This window comes from Streptococcus sp. FDAARGOS_192 (assembly GCF_002073815.2).
GTDB lineage: Bacteria > Bacillota > Bacilli > Lactobacillales > Streptococcaceae > Streptococcus > Streptococcus salivarius_H.
The window spans coordinates 1,414,189-1,430,164 of sequence record NZ_CP020431.2 but is presented as its reverse complement, the minus strand read 5'-3'; the positions used below and the strand labels follow the sequence as shown (position 1 = coordinate 1,430,164).

Below are 15,976 nucleotides of genomic sequence, written 5' to 3'. Positions count from 1 at the left end.
GAGGGTTAAGCTATTATAGCTTGGATTAGTCAGAAAGGATAACTATGCTCATTATTGCACAAGAACCCAGTCAGGCAACGGAAAAACTGAGAAGATTACTAGACTCTTTTGGTATTCAGTCGCGTGTGTTTTACACGAATTTTGAAACGGATATTGATAAGGACACTATTAGTTTAGCATCGTCATTTATTTATTCCTCTGAGGAAGATTATCAAGGGAAACCACTCTTTTTTAACGATTTGTCAGTTCCTCTATATTGGGAATTGTGGACTTTGGGGATTACGACCTACATTTTTGATGGTCAAGACCGTCGTGCTAGTGTCATTTTTCGTGACAATCTAAAGGAACGTACGGTCAAACAAGTCCAATGGTTTGGACAAGGGGAGAAAGTTGTTGCGATAGACGACTATAATCGCTATGGCTGGCGTACCAAACAGCGTCTTCTGGATGATCAGGGACAAGGCATTATGGATACTTACTTTAATCGTAATCAAGAAGAGGTCTTGCTTCACTATATTCAAGATGGGTACTTGATTGATCAGGGATCTGAAGGAAGAGATAGGATTTTCTCGGGTAGGGAAGAATTAACTAAGGTTGTTTTGAATCAAATCCTAAAGTCAGACGAAGCTATCATCTGTATGGATTCCAATCTAATCCCGATTTTGCAGACCTTGAATGCTAATCGTCTGGTCTATTGCTCCGACAGTCATGATGGTCTTGAGTTTATTCAAAGTCAAGTGAATCATGTTTTGATTACTAATTATTATCCACAAGAGGAACGTTGGTCAGGCATGATTTATTTAGCTGGTGCTAAACAAGAGGGTTCTCAGACTTTTGTGCCTCAAGCCATGGTGATGACTGCTTCTGAAAATATTGAGGGACTAGCTGACTTGGTTGATGCTTTTCCGGATATTGACTTTCACATCGGAGCCCAAACTAGTATGGGACCTAAATTGACTTGTCTCGAAGATAAGGGAAATGTCCATCTTTACCCAGGGATTCGTCAGGAGAAATACCAAGAGCTACTAAGGAAATGTTTCATTTATTTAGACTTGAATTATGGAAGTGAAGTATCTGATGCAACATTGGATGCGATTGAAAATGGGCAACTACTTTATGGCTTAGAATCAACGGTTCATCGTCACTACTATAAGGACTTACCAACGGTCTATACTTCCTTAGAGGAACTAGAGCAAGATTTCCGACAACTCTTACAGCAACCAGAGTTTTACCCTAAGGCTCTTGAAAGTCAGAAAGAGGTTTTGAAACTCGCCGAGAGAGAAGAAATCTTAGCTTTCTTTACTAGATTGAAGGGGGAAGAAGATGACAATTTACACCTTTAACCTATTGGTGGGCTTTGAGCCTAATGGTGTGGACGTGGCCCAGGCGTCGAGAGCTTTGATGCTACGTGAATTAAATGAGCCTGCTAAGTTTGTCTTTACGACCTGGCCACAACCCTATAAATTAGACTATTATCTTTCTTTAGGGCATCGCTACGAGGAACTCCTCCATGCCTATCTTAGCTTTACAGATCAAGACAGTCATATCCCATCCTTGACAGTGGGGGCCTTGCAGCAAAAATTTAAGTTGACACGTCTAGATTTGAAAAGTCAAAGCGAAACAGACTCTGTTTATGTCTGTTCTGATGGCACTTCTTTAGTCTTCAAGATGGATTCCTACCAAAAAGGTTGTGTGCGGTATGTGGATTACCACGTCAATGGTATGCTTTTAAAACGTGAGTGGTATGGAACAAGTAAATTAGTCACAGAATACTTTGAAAAAGGCATTATCATCAGGAGAAGTTATCACAATAAAGATGGTCGCATCGCCTTTGAAGAACTCAAGCAAGGGACCAGCTGGTTATATAGGTTGGGAACTGAGATTTTAGTAACAAAAACAGAGGTCATGCGTCGTTTTCTAGCAAGACTTCCACTGACAACTGCGGATACCTTGTTGCTGGATAGGGCCTCTTTGATGGAGTTTATGCGACCGATTTATGAATTGGATACACCTACAAAGTTAGGCTTCGTTTTTCATTCAGAGCATGAGTTTGAAAATGGCGACCTCTACTATGAGTATTATTACATCTTTAAGTACGCCCAACGTTTTGATTTCTTCATTACAGCTACGGAGGCACAAAAGGCTGTTTTAGAGAATACCTTGAAAAAGCAAGGTGTAACAGATGCTAGTATTCATGACCTAGCAGTGGGACATTTGGATAACCTTAGTTTTCCAGAGGAGCAGAGGAAGCCTCTTAGTTTGATGACGGCTTCGCGATTGGACCCACGTAAACGCTTGGATTTAGCTATAAGAGCAGTCGCCCTTGCTCATGAAAAAGAGCCAAATCTTCACTTTGACATCTACGGCAAAGGTGGCGAGCAAGAGAATCTACAAGATCTGATTGATACTCTTGGGGCAGGTGACTTCATCCAACTTCGGGGTCATGCGGATTTGCGTGAAGTTTACCCACAGTATGAACTTTATGTCACCACCTCTCAGTGGGAGACCTTTGGCTTGACTCTGATGGAAGCGGTGGGAGCAGGTCTAGCCTTGGTTGGTTTTGACGCCCGTTATGGCAATCCAACTTTCATCAAAGATGGTAAAAACGGCTTTCTGGTTCCTTATAGCGAAACTATGGATGAGAACTTACTTGTTTCTCAGATGGCCGACAAGATTGTATTTGCCTTAGAAAGTGATCTTGAGTCTATGCACCAAGTCTCATATGACCTGGCAAAACAGTATTTGAAACCAGAAATCCTAGAGGCTTGGAGAAAGCTCTTGATAGCCATACGATAAGTGTTTTGAAAAAGCTCTATCTCTGTAAACTGTAGTAACAAAAAAGTTACTACAGTTTTTTTATCCTCCAAGCAAAATAGGCCTAATTATGGTAAAATAGAACGTATTGAAAAATCATCATTTCACGAAAGGAAGCAAGATGAAAATTACGCAAGAAGAGGTAACCCACGTTGCCAATCTTTCAAAATTGAAATTCTCTCCAGAAGAGACAGCTGAGTTTGCGACAACCTTGTCTAAAATTGTCGACATGGTGGAATTGTTGGAAGAAGTGGACACAACAGGTGTTGCCCCAACAACGACCATGGCTGACCGCAAGACCGTATTACGTCCGGATGTTGCTGAAAAAGGGACTGACCGTGACCGCTTGTTTAAAAACGTACCTGAAAAAGATAACTATTACATCAAGGTACCAGCTATCCTAGAAGATGGAGGAGATGCCTAATGTCATTCAACAATAAAACCATTGAAGAGTTGCACGACCTCCTTGTCTCTAAGGAAATCTCGGCAACGGAATTGACACAAGCGACGCTTGACGATATCAAGGCGCGTGAAGAAGCAGTCAATGCCTTTGTAACGGTGGCCGAAGAAGCTGCCCTCGCTCAAGCTAGGGCCATTGATGAAAAAGGAATCGATGCAGACAACCTCCTGTCAGGGATTCCACTCGCTGTCAAAGACAATATCTCAACAGATGGCATCTTGACCACTGCGGCTTCAAAAATGCTCTATAACTACGAGCCAATCTTTGATGCGACAGCTGTTGCCAATGCTAAAGCCAAGGATATGATTGTCATCGGGAAGACCAATATGGACGAGTTCGCCATGGGTGGATCTGGTGAAACTTCATACTATGGTGCGACTAAAAACGCTTGGGACCACAGTAAGGTTCCTGGTGGATCTTCTAGTGGTTCAGCAGCTTCTGTCGCTTCAGGACAAGTCCGCTTGTCACTTGGTTCAGATACAGGTGGTTCTATCCGCCAACCAGCTGCCTTCAACGGAATCGTAGGTCTCAAACCAACTTACGGAACGGTTTCTCGTTTCGGTCTTATTGCCTTTGGTAGCTCACTTGACCAAATTGGTACTTTCTCACCGACGGTTAAGGAAAATGCCCAATTACTCAATGTCATTGCCAGTGAAGATGCCAAGGATTCAACTTCTGCACCTGTTCGTGTAGCAGACTTCACTTCTAAGATTGGTCAAGACATCAAAGGCATGAAGATTGCCCTCCCTAAGGAATACCTCGGTGAAGGGATTGACCCAGAAGTCAAGGAAACTATCCTTAACGCTGCTAAACACTTTGAAAAATTGGGAGCAACGGTCGAAGAAGTTAGCCTGCCTCATTCTAAATACGGGGTTGCCGTATACTACATCATCGCTTCATCTGAAGCCTCTTCAAACTTGCAACGTTTCGACGGTATTCGCTATGGTTTCCGTGCAGACGATGCTAAAAACTTGGATGACATCTATGTGAACACTCGTAGTCAAGGCTTTGGTGATGAGGTCAAACGCCGTATCATGCTTGGTACCTTTAGTTTGTCATCTGGTTACTACGATGCTTACTACAAGAAAGCTGGTCAAGTTCGTACCCTCATTATCCAAGACTTCGAAAAAGTCTTTGCGGATTACGACCTTATCCTTGGTCCAACAGCTCCAAGTGTAGCCTTTGATTTGGATTCGCTCAACCATAATCCGGTTGCCATGTACTTGGCGGACCTCTTGACCATTCCAGTTAACTTGGCAGGTCTTCCAGGGATTTCGATTCCTGCAGGTTTTGCGCAAGGACTTCCAGTTGGTTTGCAGTTGATCGGTCCTAAGTATTCGGAAGAAACCATCTACCAAGCTGCAGCGGCCTTTGAAGCAACAACGGATTACCATAAGCAACAACCCCTTATTTTCGGAGGTGACAATTAATGAACTTTGAAACAGTCATCGGACTTGAAGTCCACGTTGAATTGAATACAAACTCAAAAATTTTCTCACCAACCTCTGCCCACTTTGGGAACGAGCAAAATGCCAATACTAATGTGATCGACTGGTCTTTCCCAGGGGTGCTTCCTGTTTTGAACAAGGGTGTTGTGAACGCTGGTATTAAGGCTGCTTTGGCCCTGAATATGGATATCCATCAGCACATGCACTTTGACCGTAAGAACTATTTCTACCCTGATAATCCAAAGGCCTACCAAATCTCACAATTTGACGAGCCAATTGGTTACAACGGTTGGATTGAAGTGCAATTGGAAGACGGCTCAACCAAGAAAATCGGGATTGAACGTGCCCACTTGGAAGAAGATGCCGGTAAGAACACCCACGGAACAGACGGTTTCTCTTATGTAGACCTCAACCGTCAGGGGGTGCCATTGATCGAGATTGTATCTGAAGCAGATATGCGTTCTCCGGAAGAAGCCTATGCTTATTTGACAGCTTTGAAAGAAGTCATCCAATACACAGGTATTTCAGACGTCAAGATGGAAGAAGGATCGATGCGGGTCGATGCCAACATTTCCCTTCGCCCCTACGGTCAAGAGGAATTTGGTACCAAGACGGAGTTGAAAAACTTGAACTCTTTCTCAAACGTCCGTAAAGGTCTTGAATACGAAGTGGAGCGTCAAGCGAAAATCTTGCGTTCGGGTGGTGTCATTCGTCAAGAAACACGCCGTTACGATGAAGCCAACAAGAGCACGATTCTTATGCGTGTCAAAGAAGGAGCAGCGGATTACCGTTACTTCCCAGAACCAGACCTTCCCTTGTTTGAAATCTCAGATGAGTGGATTGAGGAAATGCGTACATCATTGCCTGAGTTTCCAAAAGACCGCCGTGCTCGCTATGTGGCAGAGCTTGGCTTGTCTGACTATGATGCCAACCAATTGACAGCGACGAAAGTTACTTCTGACTTCTTTGAAGCAGCCGTAGCCCTTGGTGGCGATGCCAAACAAGTGTCTAACTGGCTCCAAGGTGAAGTAGCGCAATTCTTGAATGCAGAAGGTAAAACGCTTGAAGAAATCAAGTTGACACCAGAAAACTTGGTAGAAATGATTGCCATCATTGAAGATGGAACCATCTCCTCTAAGATTGCCAAGAAAGTCTTCGTTCATTTGGCGAAAAACGGTGGCGGTGCGCGTGAATACGTCGAAAAAGCTGGATTGGTACAGATTTCAGACCCTGAAGTCTTGATCCCAATCATCCACCAAGTCTTTGCAGATAATGAAGCAGCCGTAGCCGACTTCAAGTCAGGGAAACGGAATGCTGACAAGGCCTTTACAGGCTTCCTCATGAAAGCAACCAAAGGCCAAGCCAACCCACAAGTAGCCCTCAAGCTACTTGCCCAAGAATTGGCGAAGTTGAAAGAAGAATAATAGATAAAGAACCAGCCGAAAGGTTGGTTTTTTATCTGCAATATTTGTGTTAGACTAGTTGGGAACATTAAAAAAAGAGTTTAGGAGCAACCCCATGAACAAATTCTTAAGAGTCCTATTTATCCTCGTTATCCTTGCCATGACTGGTGCTATTATTTTTCAGCTGTTCTTCCCAACTTATATGGGAGGTCATTCGGGGTACGGTATTTCAGTTGGCTGGCAGAGGGAGATTGGTATCTGGAATGTGGCAGTCCTTGTCATCCTGATTGCCGTAAACTTCAAGTACGATTGGTTTTATCTGAGAGCTGTACTGATAGCTTTGATTATTGGAGGCCTCGGGATTGGGACCAATCATTTCCTTAGCTATCTTCAATATCATCACTCAGTCAACGCCATAGGAGCTCTTGAAAATTATCTTTTAGTCCTTGGCTGGATTGTCGGTTGGTGGCTAGAGGTGTCTCGAATCAAAAAGAAATAACACAAATCAAGTTGAGATTAGGGAAGTATCTTATGGGGTGCTTCCCTAATCTCTTTTGTCCAGTTTTTCCTTGACAAGTAAAAAGAAAACGTTTACAATTTGATGTATAAAGTTTCCTGAAAAGAAAACCAAAAATTGTGAAAACAAGGAGATCATCATATGGCTACTATGAAAGCAGCTCGCTGGCATGCAGCGAAAGACGTTCGTATCGAAGAAGTGGAAGTACCTGAAGTACAGCCTCATCAAGTAAAAGTGGCAGTCAAGTTCACAGGAATCTGTGGTACAGATTTGCATGAATATTTGGATGGACCAATCTTCATTCCAACAGAAGAACATGTGTATTCTGGTCAAAAAGCACCGGTTACTTTGGGGCATGAATTCTCTGGTGAGATTGTAGAAGTCGGAAGTAATGTGACTCGTGTCAAAGTTGGCGATCGTGTAACCATCGAACCAATTCTTGCAGAGCACAACTTGATTGGTGATTATAACCTTGATCCAAACTTGAACTTCGTCGGCCTCGCTGCAGATGGTGGTTTTGCGAAATACTGTGTCCTTGATGGTGATCTTGTCCATGTGATTCCAGATAGCTTGAGCTATGAACAAGCTGCTCTTACAGAACCTGCTGCTGTAGCTGTGTATGCAGTCCGTCAATCTGCTTTGAAAGCTGGGGATACAGCTGTTATCTTTGGCTTGGGTCCAATTGGTCTTTTGATCGTTGAAGCCCTTCGTGCAGCAGGCGCATCAAAAATCTATGCGGTTGAATTGTCTCCTGAACGCCAAGCGAAAGCAGAAGAATTGGGAGCAATTGTTGTTCGCCCAGAAGAAGGGGAAACAGTCGTAGAGGCTATCCATCGTTTGACAGGCGGTGGAGCAGATGTTTCTTACGAAGTTACTGGGGTTCCGGTTGTTTTAGGCCAAGCCCTTGCAGCTGTTCATAAAGCTGGGGAATGTATGGTCGTATCTATCTGGGAACGTGAAGCCAGCATCAATCCAAATGAATTCGCCATCCAAGAAAAATCTCTCAAAGGAATTATTGCCTACCGTCACATCTTCCCTAAAGTTTTGGAATTGATGGAACAAGGCTACTTCCCTGCTGATAAATTGGTTACTAAGAAAATTAAATTGGAGAATATCGTTGAAGAAGGATTTGTTGAATTGACCCAAGATAAATCTCAAATTAAGATCTTAGTTGAACCAGAATAAGCTTATAAAGGTCGAATGAATAGATAAAGGTCGAAACCGTTTTGTTTCGACCTTTTTGTGTTACAATAACAGAAACAAATAGATTTGGGAGGCGACTATGTCAAAGACGCTAAAAGGTAGTCTGATGGTCATAACTGCAGGAATTGCCTGGGGATTTTCAGGAGTTTCTGGTCAATACCTAATGGCTCATGGTGTTAATGTCAATCTTTTGACGAGTTTACGTTTGCTTCTGTCTGGTATTTTACTAACGGCTTCGGTCTTTTTTAGGCAGCGAGACAAATTAGTACAAGCTATTAAAGATAGAAAAACCTTAGTAAGTATCGCCTTATTTGCTCTCTTTGGTCTGGTACTAAATCAGTACGCCTATCTTAGTGCTATTCAATACACTAATGCTGGGACAGCGACGGTCTTGCAGTATGTCACCCCAGTTATCATCCTGGCTTTTGTATGTGCAAAATATCGTAGGTTCCCAACAGCAGCAGAGCTAGTGGCGATTATCATGGCTATTGTGGGAACCTTTACCATCGCAACGCATGGTCAGATAAGGGAGCTGGCGATTACACCTCTGGGCTTGTTCTGGGGTCTCTTTTCGGCGGTGACCTATGCACTTTATATCTTACTGCCTGCTAAGGCTATTGAAAAATGGGGTAGTTTGATTGTCATTGGTTTAGGTCTGTTGATCGGTGGTTTAATCTTTCCGATTGTTATCCAAGCCTGGAAGTATAAGCTTTCTTTGACTGGGGGAAATCTCTTAGCGCTTTTTGGTTTGATCTTCATTGGGACAGTCTTTGCTTACACCGTTTTTCTTAAGGGGACAACCATGGTTGGAGCTGTCAAAGGGAGTCTCTTGGCTTCGGTAGAACCTATAGCATCGGTCATTTTGACCGTATTAATTATGGGGGACCGCTTCTTTGCCATTGATGTGGTTGGAATGTTTTTAATTGTTCTTGCTGTTATCATCATATCGCTTAAGAATTTAGTTGCACTTAAAAAACAAGAAAAAATTCAAAGATAAGATTGGAGCCTGAGTGATCGTGGCTCTTTTCTTTATTGTTCTGTAAAGGATGTTCTTAAAAAATAGGACTTAAGTCTCACACATAAACCTTAAAAATATGGTAAAATAAGAGGTAAACTAACATTTTGGAGAGAAAATGACTATAGACGATTATAGGCCCCATTTTATGGTGGAGGCTGTTTATGATTTGAAACCTGACCAGCTACGTGAACACGGTATTCGTGCCGTCTTGGTCGATTTGGACAATACCTTGATTGCTTGGAACAACCCTGATGGGACTCCTGAGCTACGTGCTTGGTTGGATGAGATGACAGAGGCTGATATTCCGGTAGTTGTGGTCTCTAACAATAAATATGAACGTGTTGAACGTGCGGTTGCCAATTTCCATGTGGATTTCGTGAGTCGTGCCATGAAGCCTTTCACTAAAGGCATTAATGAAGCGATTGAGCGTTACCACTTTAACCGAGACGAGGTCGTTATGGTGGGGGACCAGCTAATGACTGACATCAGAGCTAGCCACAGAGCTGGAATTCGATCGATTTTGGTCAAGCCTTTGGTGAAATCAGATGCTTGGGTAACCAAGTTTAACCGTTGGCGTGAACGTCGCATGTGGAAAAAGATTGAAAAAGCATATGGTCCAATGACCTTCAACAAAGGAATTTAATGGAAGAATTATTTTGTATTGGGTGTGGAGCCCAAATTCAAACAGAAGATAAAGAAAAAGCAGGTTTCACACCTGCTAGCTCTATTAAAAAGGCCGAAGAAACAGGTGAGTTATACTGCCAACGCTGTTTCCGTCTTCGTCATTACAATGAGATTGTGGATGTCCACATCACAGATGATGAATTTTTAAAATTGCTTCATGAAGTTGGTGATAGTGATGCCCTCGTTGTCAATGTCGTTGATATTTTTGATTTTAATGGATCAATCATACCAGGCTTATCACGCTTTGTTTCGGGTAATGATGTGCTCTTGGTTGGAAATAAAAAGGATATCCTGCCTAAATCTGTTAAAGATGGTAAGGTAACCCAATGGTTGACAGAACGTGCCCACGAAGAAGGCATGCGTCCGGTGGATGTCATGTTGACGTCTGCCCAAAATCACCATGCCATTAAAGAGCTAATCCAACGTATTGAAAACCTCCGTAAGGGTCGTGATGTCTATGTTGTTGGTGTGACGAATGTTGGTAAATCAACCTTAATCAATGCCATTATCAAAGAAATTACTGGTGATAAAGATGTTATCACAACCTCTCGTTTTCCAGGAACGACCCTTGATAAGATTGAAATCCCATTGGATGACGGTAGCTATATTTTTGATACACCAGGAATTATTCACCGACACCAGATGGCGCACTATTTGTCAGCTAAGGACCTCAAGTACGTTAGTCCTAAGAAGGAAATCAAACCGAAGACTTATCAGTTAAATGCAGGCCAAACCCTATTCCTAGGTGGACTAGGACGTTTTGACTTTATTGATGGTGATAAACAAGGATTTACAGCCTTCTTTGACAATAATCTAAAGCTTCATCGTACCAAACTAGAAGGCGCAGATGCCTTCTATGATAAGCATGTTGGAAGTCTCCTCATGCCTCCTGGGCCAAAGGATCTTGCCGATTTTCCAAAACTTGTTCGTCACGAGTTCACTGTCAAAGATAAGACAGACATTGTCTTCTCGGGACTAGGATGGATCCGTGTCCAAGGAAAAGCAGACCAACCAACCATCGTTGCTGCTTGGGCACCAGAAGGAGTTGGCGTTGTCGTACGAAAAGCGATTATTTAAACTTAATTAAGTAGTTAAAAGGAATAAACATGTCATTAACATCAAAACAACGTGCCTTCCTCAAATCGGAAGCACACACACTTAAACCTATTGTACAAATCGGGAAAAACGGTCTTAACGACCATATCAAAACTAGCGTTCGCAACGCCCTTGATGCCCGTGAATTGATCAAAGTAACCCTACTCCAAAATACTATGGAAGATATTCATGAGGTTGCTGAAATCTTGGAAGAAGAAATTGGCTGTGATACAGTCCTTAAGATTGGACGTATCTTGATTCTCTATAAAGAATCAGCTAAAAAAGAAAATCGCAAGTTGTCACCAAAGGTCAAGGCTATCCAAAAATAGTTGCTGACTTTGCTTGGTGAAGGACAAACTAAGGTATAGGAACACTTTTGAAGCATTAAAGCTAGCCTTAAGTCAGTTGTATAATGCTTGAGAAAGAGGAGGCGTACATGGCACTAGATCTCGTAACCCCATTTACAAAGGTTCAACTAGAGGAAGAAATCAAGGATACAGGTCGTAAGCAAGTAGGAATATTAGGTGGAAATTTCAATCCTGTCCACAATGCCCACTTGGTTGTTGCTGACCAGGTGCGTCAGCAATTAGGTCTCGATGAAGTTCTTCTCATGCCTGAATATGAGCCACCTCATGTAGATAAAAAAGAAACCATTGATGAAAAACACCGACTTAATATGCTTATGTTGGCTATTAACGGTATCGAAGGATTGGACATCGAAACCATTGAGTTGGAACGTAAGGGAATTAGCTATACTTATGACACCATGAAGCTCTTGACAGAGGCTAATCCTGATACGGATTATTACTTTATTATTGGAGCGGATATGGTCGAATACCTACCTAAGTGGCATCGTATTGATGAACTTATCGAGATGGTACAATTTGTTGGTGTTCAGCGTCCTAAGTATAAGGCTGGAACCTCTTACCCAGTTATTTGGGTGGATGTGCCCCTTATGGATATTAGTTCGAGTGCAGTTAGAGCTTACATTAAGAAGGATCGCACACCTAACTTTATGGTGCCACAGTCTGTACTTGCCTACATCAAGAAAGCGGGGCTCTATAAATGACCTATGAAAAATATCTAGACTATTCTCGTGAAGAACTTCTTGAAAAGATTCGAGCGGTCATGAGCCCTAAACGCTTTAATCATGTCCTGGGTGTTGAGCGAGCTGCTATTGCTCTTGCTGAAAAGTACGGATATGATACTGAGAAAGCCGGATTGGCTGGTTTGCTTCATGATTATGCCAAGGAACTTCCAGATCAGGAATTCTTGGGGCTTATTGATAAATATAAGCTTGATCCTGCATTGAAAAAATGGGGAAACAATGTCTGGCATGGCATGGTTGGGATTTACAAAATCCAAGAAGATTTGGGATTGACTGATCCCGAAATTCTACGCAGTGTTGAAATTCATACCGTCGGAAGCCATGAAATGTCAACCCTAGATAAGATAGTTTATGTGGCTGATTATATTGAGCATAACCGTAATTTCCCTTTGGTAGAGGAAGCTAGACAAGTAGCAGAGCAATCCTTGGATAAGGCCGTTGCTTTTGAGACAGTTCATACCGTGGAACACTTGGCTCATCAGGCCTTACCGATTTTCCCGCAAACCTTGGAAACCTATAATGCTTTTGTGAAGTACTTGAAAGAGGATCAATGAGTGAAAACTGCTTTTATCATTATTGATGTACAAAATATCTTAGTAGAAACAGGTTTTGAAACAAAAAAGCTGTTAGAGAAAATCTCTTATTTACAAGATCAGGCTAGAAAACAGCAGATTGAAATCATCTACATTCAACATATTGAAACAAATGAGGCTCTAACCTCTGAAGATTGGCAATTATCGCCACTATTAAAGAGACAACCTGATGAAAAGGTGTTTCAGAAGCAATACAATAGTATGTTTAAAGAGACAGGTTTAAAAGAATACTTGGAGCAACAAGGAATTAAACAACTAGTCTTGTGTGGTATGCAAACAGAATATTGTGTCGATACATCCGTTAAAGTTGCTTTTGAACACGGCTACAAGCTAGTAATTCCTGAAGGTGCTGTTACAACCTTTGATGGAGATGACATTCCGGCAGAAACAATTAATGAATTTTATGAGAACATTTGGGATGAGCGTTTTGCGGATGTCTTAGATTACAAAACGATTTTTTAATGAAAGAGGATTAAATGAAAGAAGAATTACTTGAATTGGTTGTCAAAGCTGCTGATGAAAAGCGAGCTGAAGACATCGTTGCCCTAGATTTGTATGGTCTTACTAGCCTAACAGATTACTTTGTTATTTTGAGTGCCATGAATAGCCGTCAGTTGGAAGCTATTGCGGACAACATTCGTGAGAAAGTTAAAGAAGCTGGTGTGGACGCTAGTCACATGGAAGGTGACAATAAGGGTGGTTGGATTCTTTTGGATCTTAACGACGTCGTTGTTCACATCTTTACAGAAGATGAGCGTGCACACTATAACCTCGAAAAACTCTGGCATGAAGCACCAATGGTGGATGTGTCAGCTTATTTGGCATAAGAAATTGAACTCAGTTGGCGACAACTGGGTTTTGTTGCTTAATTGAAAATCTAATGGAAAGAAAGGATAGGGCCTCGTGTTTAGTTAATTTGTCAACTGAACACGAGCTAAAAGCTGTGAGATAAAGATAAACTTTCTTTGTACTGGCGATACGGCAGAAATTTTCCTATTTTCTCTGTGCTTTTGACGCTCTTTGTATCTTGATTTATGGCTACTTATGAAACTTTTGCGGCGGTCTATGACGCTGTTATGGATGACAGTCTTTACGATTTGTGGACGGATTTTTCCCTCCGTCATTTGCCAAAGACTAAGGACAAAAAGAAATTGCTTGAATTGGCTTGTGGAACAGGGATTCAATCGGTACGTTTTTCTCAAGCTGGTTTTGATGTCACTGGACTTGATTTGAGTGCTGATATGTTGAAGATTGCGGAGAAGCGTGCGTCTTCTGCCAAGCAGAAAATCGATTTTATTGAAGGCAACATGCTGGATTTATCACAAGCTGGCAAGTATGATTTTGTGACCTGTTATTCAGACTCAATCTGCTATATGCAAGACGAAGTAGAGGTTGGGGACGTCTTCAAAGAGGTTTACAATGCACTTAATGAAGATGGTGTCTTTATCTTTGATGTGCATTCGACCTACCAGACAGATGAGGTTTTCCCTGGCTATTCCTATCATGAAAATGCAGAAGACTTTGCTATGCTTTGGGATACTTACGAGGATGCGGCTCCGCATTCTATCGTCCATGAATTGACCTTCTTTGTTCAAGAGGAAGATGGGAGCTTTAGCCGTCATGATGAGGTGCATGAGGAGCGTACCTATGAGGTCTTGACTTATGATATCTTGCTGGAGCAGGCTGGCTTCAAATCCTTCAAGCTTTACGCCGATTTCGAGGATAAGGAACCTACTGAAACTAGTGCACGTTGGTTCTTTGTGGCACAGAAGTAAATAAAATATTGTTAATCTTATGCTTAGGAGGTAAGGAAAAATGAGTATACCAGTACCATTTGGTGAAATTATTGAAAAAGAAGTGATTACCAATATACCCAAAATTTATCAAAAGTTAAAGCAAATTTATAAGGACTTACAGTTTAAAACAGAAGAGGAGTTAGGTGTTGTTTATCAGAATTATTTAAAATTTACTTATGATAAATATTCTAAAGTTAAAACATTGCTTTATAAAAACGAAGGTAAGTTTATATATGATTTCTATGAACATGTTTATTTGAATAGCGCTGATTTAGAAAAGCTAGAAACTGATAATACTGAGCAGATTTTTAATAAGTCGTCTAATATTATTTTGACAGGAACTGGTGGGATTGGTAAATCAATGCTTGTAAAACATATTTTTATCGACCAAATACAACAAGCTACATCAATTCCAATTTTTATTGAGTTAAAATCTCTTAATGATTTTGAGTTTTTGGACAACAGGTTAATTGATTTTATTTATCATGAGATTCGAAGCCATCATTTAGATTTAGAAAAGCAATATTTTGAGGTGACTTTAAATGCTGGAAGATATACAATAATTTTTGACGGATTAGATGAAGTAAATCCGTCAAAACGTTCGTGGTTAGATAGAGAGATTAAAGAGTTTGTAACTTTATACAATGAAAATCGGTATGTTTTATCTTCAAGACCGTCTGAGGAATTTATAGGATGGAATCAATTTATTGAGTATGAAATTAGTAAAATGGATAAGGTGCAGGCACTAGCTTTAATCAATAAACTTAAGTATGATGAAAAAGTAAAAAAACGTTTTCATAAAGAATTAAATGGTCATTTATATGATACTCATAAATCTTTTGCCTCTATCCCACTCCTGTTAACGATTATGTTAATGACTTATGAAGCTGGGGCTTCTATTCCAAATAATTTAACTGATTTTTACAATCAGGCCTTTTATACATTGTACCAAAGACATGATGCATCTAAATCAGGATACAAAAGAGAACTAAAAGCAAAATTAACCCCTGAGGAATTTCGAAATATATTAGCATACATTGGTTTGAAAACATTCTTTGATGGGAAAGTAGATTTCGATAGAACTACACTTGATGATATAATTACTAAATATTGTTTAAAAAATAACTTTGAATTAAAGACGAATGATATAGTTTATGATGCGACTCACAGTGCTTGCATGATGCTTCAAGAAGGTGTTAGTTTAAAGTTCTCTCATCGTTCTTTCCAAGAATACTTTGCTGCAGTAGGTATTAATCAACTAGATGATAAACTTCAAAGACAGATATTAGTTAAGTGGTCTGAAGCAGATAGAAATAATATTAGTTCCCACAGAACTTTTATGAATGCACTTTTCACGATACAGAAAGAAAGAACTTTCAAAAATTTATGTATTCCAATTATAGAAAGTATAGATGAAAAGTATAGGAGAATGGGAGATATCGCAGAGAGAATTAGTACATGTTTTAAATACTTTATCTGTGACAAAGGCAGCAGAGGAAGTAAATCTGTATTAGGATTTTCACTAACAAATGAAGTTTACTTCTACTTCACTTTGCAATTTTTAATATTTGATAACATAGGCGTAAATATTTTGTCAATAAGTGATTTTGAAAGTATAAAAAAATTAGAGGCTAGTATAGTATCTAATTGGAAGATAGGTGAAAGAAAAAATTATAACATGTTGACAGATGATGAAAAATGTTTGATAAATAAGTGGGTAAATGGCTGGTATTTTAGTAGACACAATTACTTAAAAGAATGGTCAATTAAATTCGTTGAGGAAACAACCACTCAAAAACGGAGTCTACAGAATATAATAGATTCAATTTAACAGACA

The 15,976-nt window shown here is 40.6% G+C and carries 17 protein-coding genes; all 17 read left to right on the top strand.

What is annotated here, in order from left to right; translation table 11 throughout:
- Positions 1–44 precede the first annotated feature (44 nt).
- The 17 genes from A6J31_RS07345 (at position 45) to A6J31_RS07265 (ending at position 15,970) form a co-directional block, all read left to right on the top strand.
- Positions 45–1,343: an accessory Sec system glycosyltransferase GtfB gene (locus tag A6J31_RS07345; RefSeq protein ID WP_080610826.1), complete on the top strand. Its 1,299-nt coding sequence runs from the start codon at positions 45–47 to the stop codon at positions 1,341–1,343.
- Positions 1,324–2,796, top strand: a complete 1,473-nt coding sequence (locus A6J31_RS07340) for a glycosyltransferase (protein ID WP_080610824.1) — start codon at positions 1,324–1,326, stop codon at positions 2,794–2,796. Before A6J31_RS07345 ends, A6J31_RS07340 begins: the two co-directional genes overlap by 20 nt.
- 139 nt (positions 2,797–2,935) lie before the next feature.
- Positions 2,936–3,238, top strand: coding sequence for an Asp-tRNA(Asn)/Glu-tRNA(Gln) amidotransferase subunit GatC (gatC, locus tag A6J31_RS07335; RefSeq protein ID WP_002884769.1), 303 nt, complete (start codon positions 2,936–2,938; stop codon positions 3,236–3,238).
- Entirely contained in the window at positions 3,238–4,704 is a 1,467-nt protein-coding gene (gatA, locus tag A6J31_RS07330) for an Asp-tRNA(Asn)/Glu-tRNA(Gln) amidotransferase subunit GatA (protein WP_080610822.1), read from the top strand. Before gatC ends, gatA begins: the two co-directional genes overlap by 1 nt.
- Complete coding sequence (gatB, locus tag A6J31_RS07325; RefSeq protein ID WP_080610820.1) at positions 4,704–6,146, top strand: Asp-tRNA(Asn)/Glu-tRNA(Gln) amidotransferase subunit GatB; 1,443 nt, start codon at positions 4,704–4,706, stop codon at positions 6,144–6,146. The genes gatA and gatB overlap by 1 nt, the downstream gene beginning before the upstream one ends.
- Before the next feature lie 94 nt (positions 6,147–6,240).
- Positions 6,241–6,624: a hypothetical protein gene (locus tag A6J31_RS07320; protein WP_080610818.1), complete on the top strand. Its 384-nt coding sequence runs from the start codon at positions 6,241–6,243 to the stop codon at positions 6,622–6,624.
- 159 nt (positions 6,625–6,783) lie between these two features.
- On the top strand, positions 6,784–7,827 hold the full coding sequence (locus A6J31_RS07315) for a 2,3-butanediol dehydrogenase (protein ID WP_060971912.1): 1,044 nt from the start codon (positions 6,784–6,786) through the stop codon (positions 7,825–7,827).
- 97 nt (positions 7,828–7,924) lie between these two features.
- A complete protein-coding gene (locus A6J31_RS07310) occupies positions 7,925–8,842 on the top strand; it encodes a DMT family transporter (RefSeq protein ID WP_080610817.1) in 918 nt (305 codons plus the stop codon).
- Positions 8,843–8,978: 136 nt separating this feature from the next.
- Positions 8,979–9,506 carry a YqeG family HAD IIIA-type phosphatase gene (locus A6J31_RS07305; protein WP_002891674.1) on the top strand — a complete coding sequence of 176 codons (528 nt, stop codon included), beginning with the start codon at positions 8,979–8,981 and terminating at the stop codon, positions 9,504–9,506.
- Entirely contained in the window at positions 9,506–10,624 is a 1,119-nt protein-coding gene (gene yqeH / locus A6J31_RS07300) for a ribosome biogenesis GTPase YqeH (protein WP_080610816.1), read from the top strand. Before A6J31_RS07305 ends, yqeH begins: the two co-directional genes overlap by 1 nt.
- Positions 10,625–10,653: 29 nt before the next feature.
- A complete protein-coding gene (yhbY, locus tag A6J31_RS07295; protein ID WP_002884193.1) occupies positions 10,654–10,971 on the top strand; it encodes a ribosome assembly RNA-binding protein YhbY in 318 nt (105 codons plus the stop codon).
- 107 nt (positions 10,972–11,078) lie between these two features.
- Positions 11,079–11,711 (top strand): nicotinate-nucleotide adenylyltransferase, encoded by a 633-nt coding sequence (locus A6J31_RS07290; RefSeq protein ID WP_002884372.1) that lies wholly within the window; start codon positions 11,079–11,081, stop codon positions 11,709–11,711.
- Positions 11,708–12,304 (top strand): bis(5'-nucleosyl)-tetraphosphatase (symmetrical) YqeK, encoded by a 597-nt coding sequence (gene yqeK / locus A6J31_RS07285; RefSeq protein ID WP_080610815.1) that lies wholly within the window; start codon positions 11,708–11,710, stop codon positions 12,302–12,304. The genes A6J31_RS07290 and yqeK overlap by 4 nt, the downstream gene beginning before the upstream one ends.
- Entirely contained in the window at positions 12,305–12,805 is a 501-nt protein-coding gene (locus A6J31_RS07280) for a cysteine hydrolase family protein (protein WP_080610814.1), read from the top strand. It abuts the gene before it with no gap.
- Between the two features lie 14 nt (positions 12,806–12,819).
- Positions 12,820–13,170, top strand: a complete 351-nt coding sequence (gene rsfS, locus A6J31_RS07275; RefSeq protein ID WP_080610813.1) for a ribosome silencing factor — start codon at positions 12,820–12,822, stop codon at positions 13,168–13,170.
- Positions 13,171–13,377: 207 nt separating this feature from the next.
- Positions 13,378–14,118, top strand: a complete 741-nt coding sequence (locus A6J31_RS07270) for a class I SAM-dependent DNA methyltransferase (protein WP_013991077.1) — start codon at positions 13,378–13,380, stop codon at positions 14,116–14,118.
- 40 nt (positions 14,119–14,158) lie between these two features.
- The gene (locus tag A6J31_RS07265; protein ID WP_060972578.1) at positions 14,159–15,970 is read left to right on the top strand and encodes an NACHT domain-containing protein; all 1,812 of its coding nucleotides are present in this window, start codon (positions 14,159–14,161) and stop codon (positions 15,968–15,970) included.
- The last annotated feature ends 6 nt before the right edge of the window (positions 15,971–15,976 follow it).

Coding starts and splice junctions, on each gene's coding strand:
- A6J31_RS07320 (WP_080610818.1), top strand. CDS start 6,241: ATGAACAAATTCTTAAGAGTCCTATTTATCCTCGTTATCCTTGCCATG.
- A6J31_RS07265 (WP_060972578.1), top strand. CDS start 14,159: ATGAGTATACCAGTACCATTTGGTGAAATTATTGAAAAAGAAGTGATT.
- A6J31_RS07315 (WP_060971912.1), top strand. CDS start 6,784: ATGGCTACTATGAAAGCAGCTCGCTGGCATGCAGCGAAAGACGTTCGT.
- gatB (WP_080610820.1), top strand. CDS start 4,704: ATGAACTTTGAAACAGTCATCGGACTTGAAGTCCACGTTGAATTGAAT.
- gatA (WP_080610822.1), top strand. CDS start 3,238: ATGTCATTCAACAATAAAACCATTGAAGAGTTGCACGACCTCCTTGTC.
- rsfS (WP_080610813.1), top strand. CDS start 12,820: ATGAAAGAAGAATTACTTGAATTGGTTGTCAAAGCTGCTGATGAAAAG.
- A6J31_RS07290 (WP_002884372.1), top strand. CDS start 11,079: ATGGCACTAGATCTCGTAACCCCATTTACAAAGGTTCAACTAGAGGAA.
- A6J31_RS07305 (WP_002891674.1), top strand. CDS start 8,979: ATGACTATAGACGATTATAGGCCCCATTTTATGGTGGAGGCTGTTTAT.
- A6J31_RS07345 (WP_080610826.1), top strand. CDS start 45: ATGCTCATTATTGCACAAGAACCCAGTCAGGCAACGGAAAAACTGAGA.
- A6J31_RS07270 (WP_013991077.1), top strand. CDS start 13,378: ATGGCTACTTATGAAACTTTTGCGGCGGTCTATGACGCTGTTATGGAT.
- yhbY (WP_002884193.1), top strand. CDS start 10,654: ATGTCATTAACATCAAAACAACGTGCCTTCCTCAAATCGGAAGCACAC.
- A6J31_RS07310 (WP_080610817.1), top strand. CDS start 7,925: ATGTCAAAGACGCTAAAAGGTAGTCTGATGGTCATAACTGCAGGAATT.
- yqeH (WP_080610816.1), top strand. CDS start 9,506: ATGGAAGAATTATTTTGTATTGGGTGTGGAGCCCAAATTCAAACAGAA.
- A6J31_RS07340 (WP_080610824.1), top strand. CDS start 1,324: ATGACAATTTACACCTTTAACCTATTGGTGGGCTTTGAGCCTAATGGT.
- gatC (WP_002884769.1), top strand. CDS start 2,936: ATGAAAATTACGCAAGAAGAGGTAACCCACGTTGCCAATCTTTCAAAA.
- yqeK (WP_080610815.1), top strand. CDS start 11,708: ATGACCTATGAAAAATATCTAGACTATTCTCGTGAAGAACTTCTTGAA.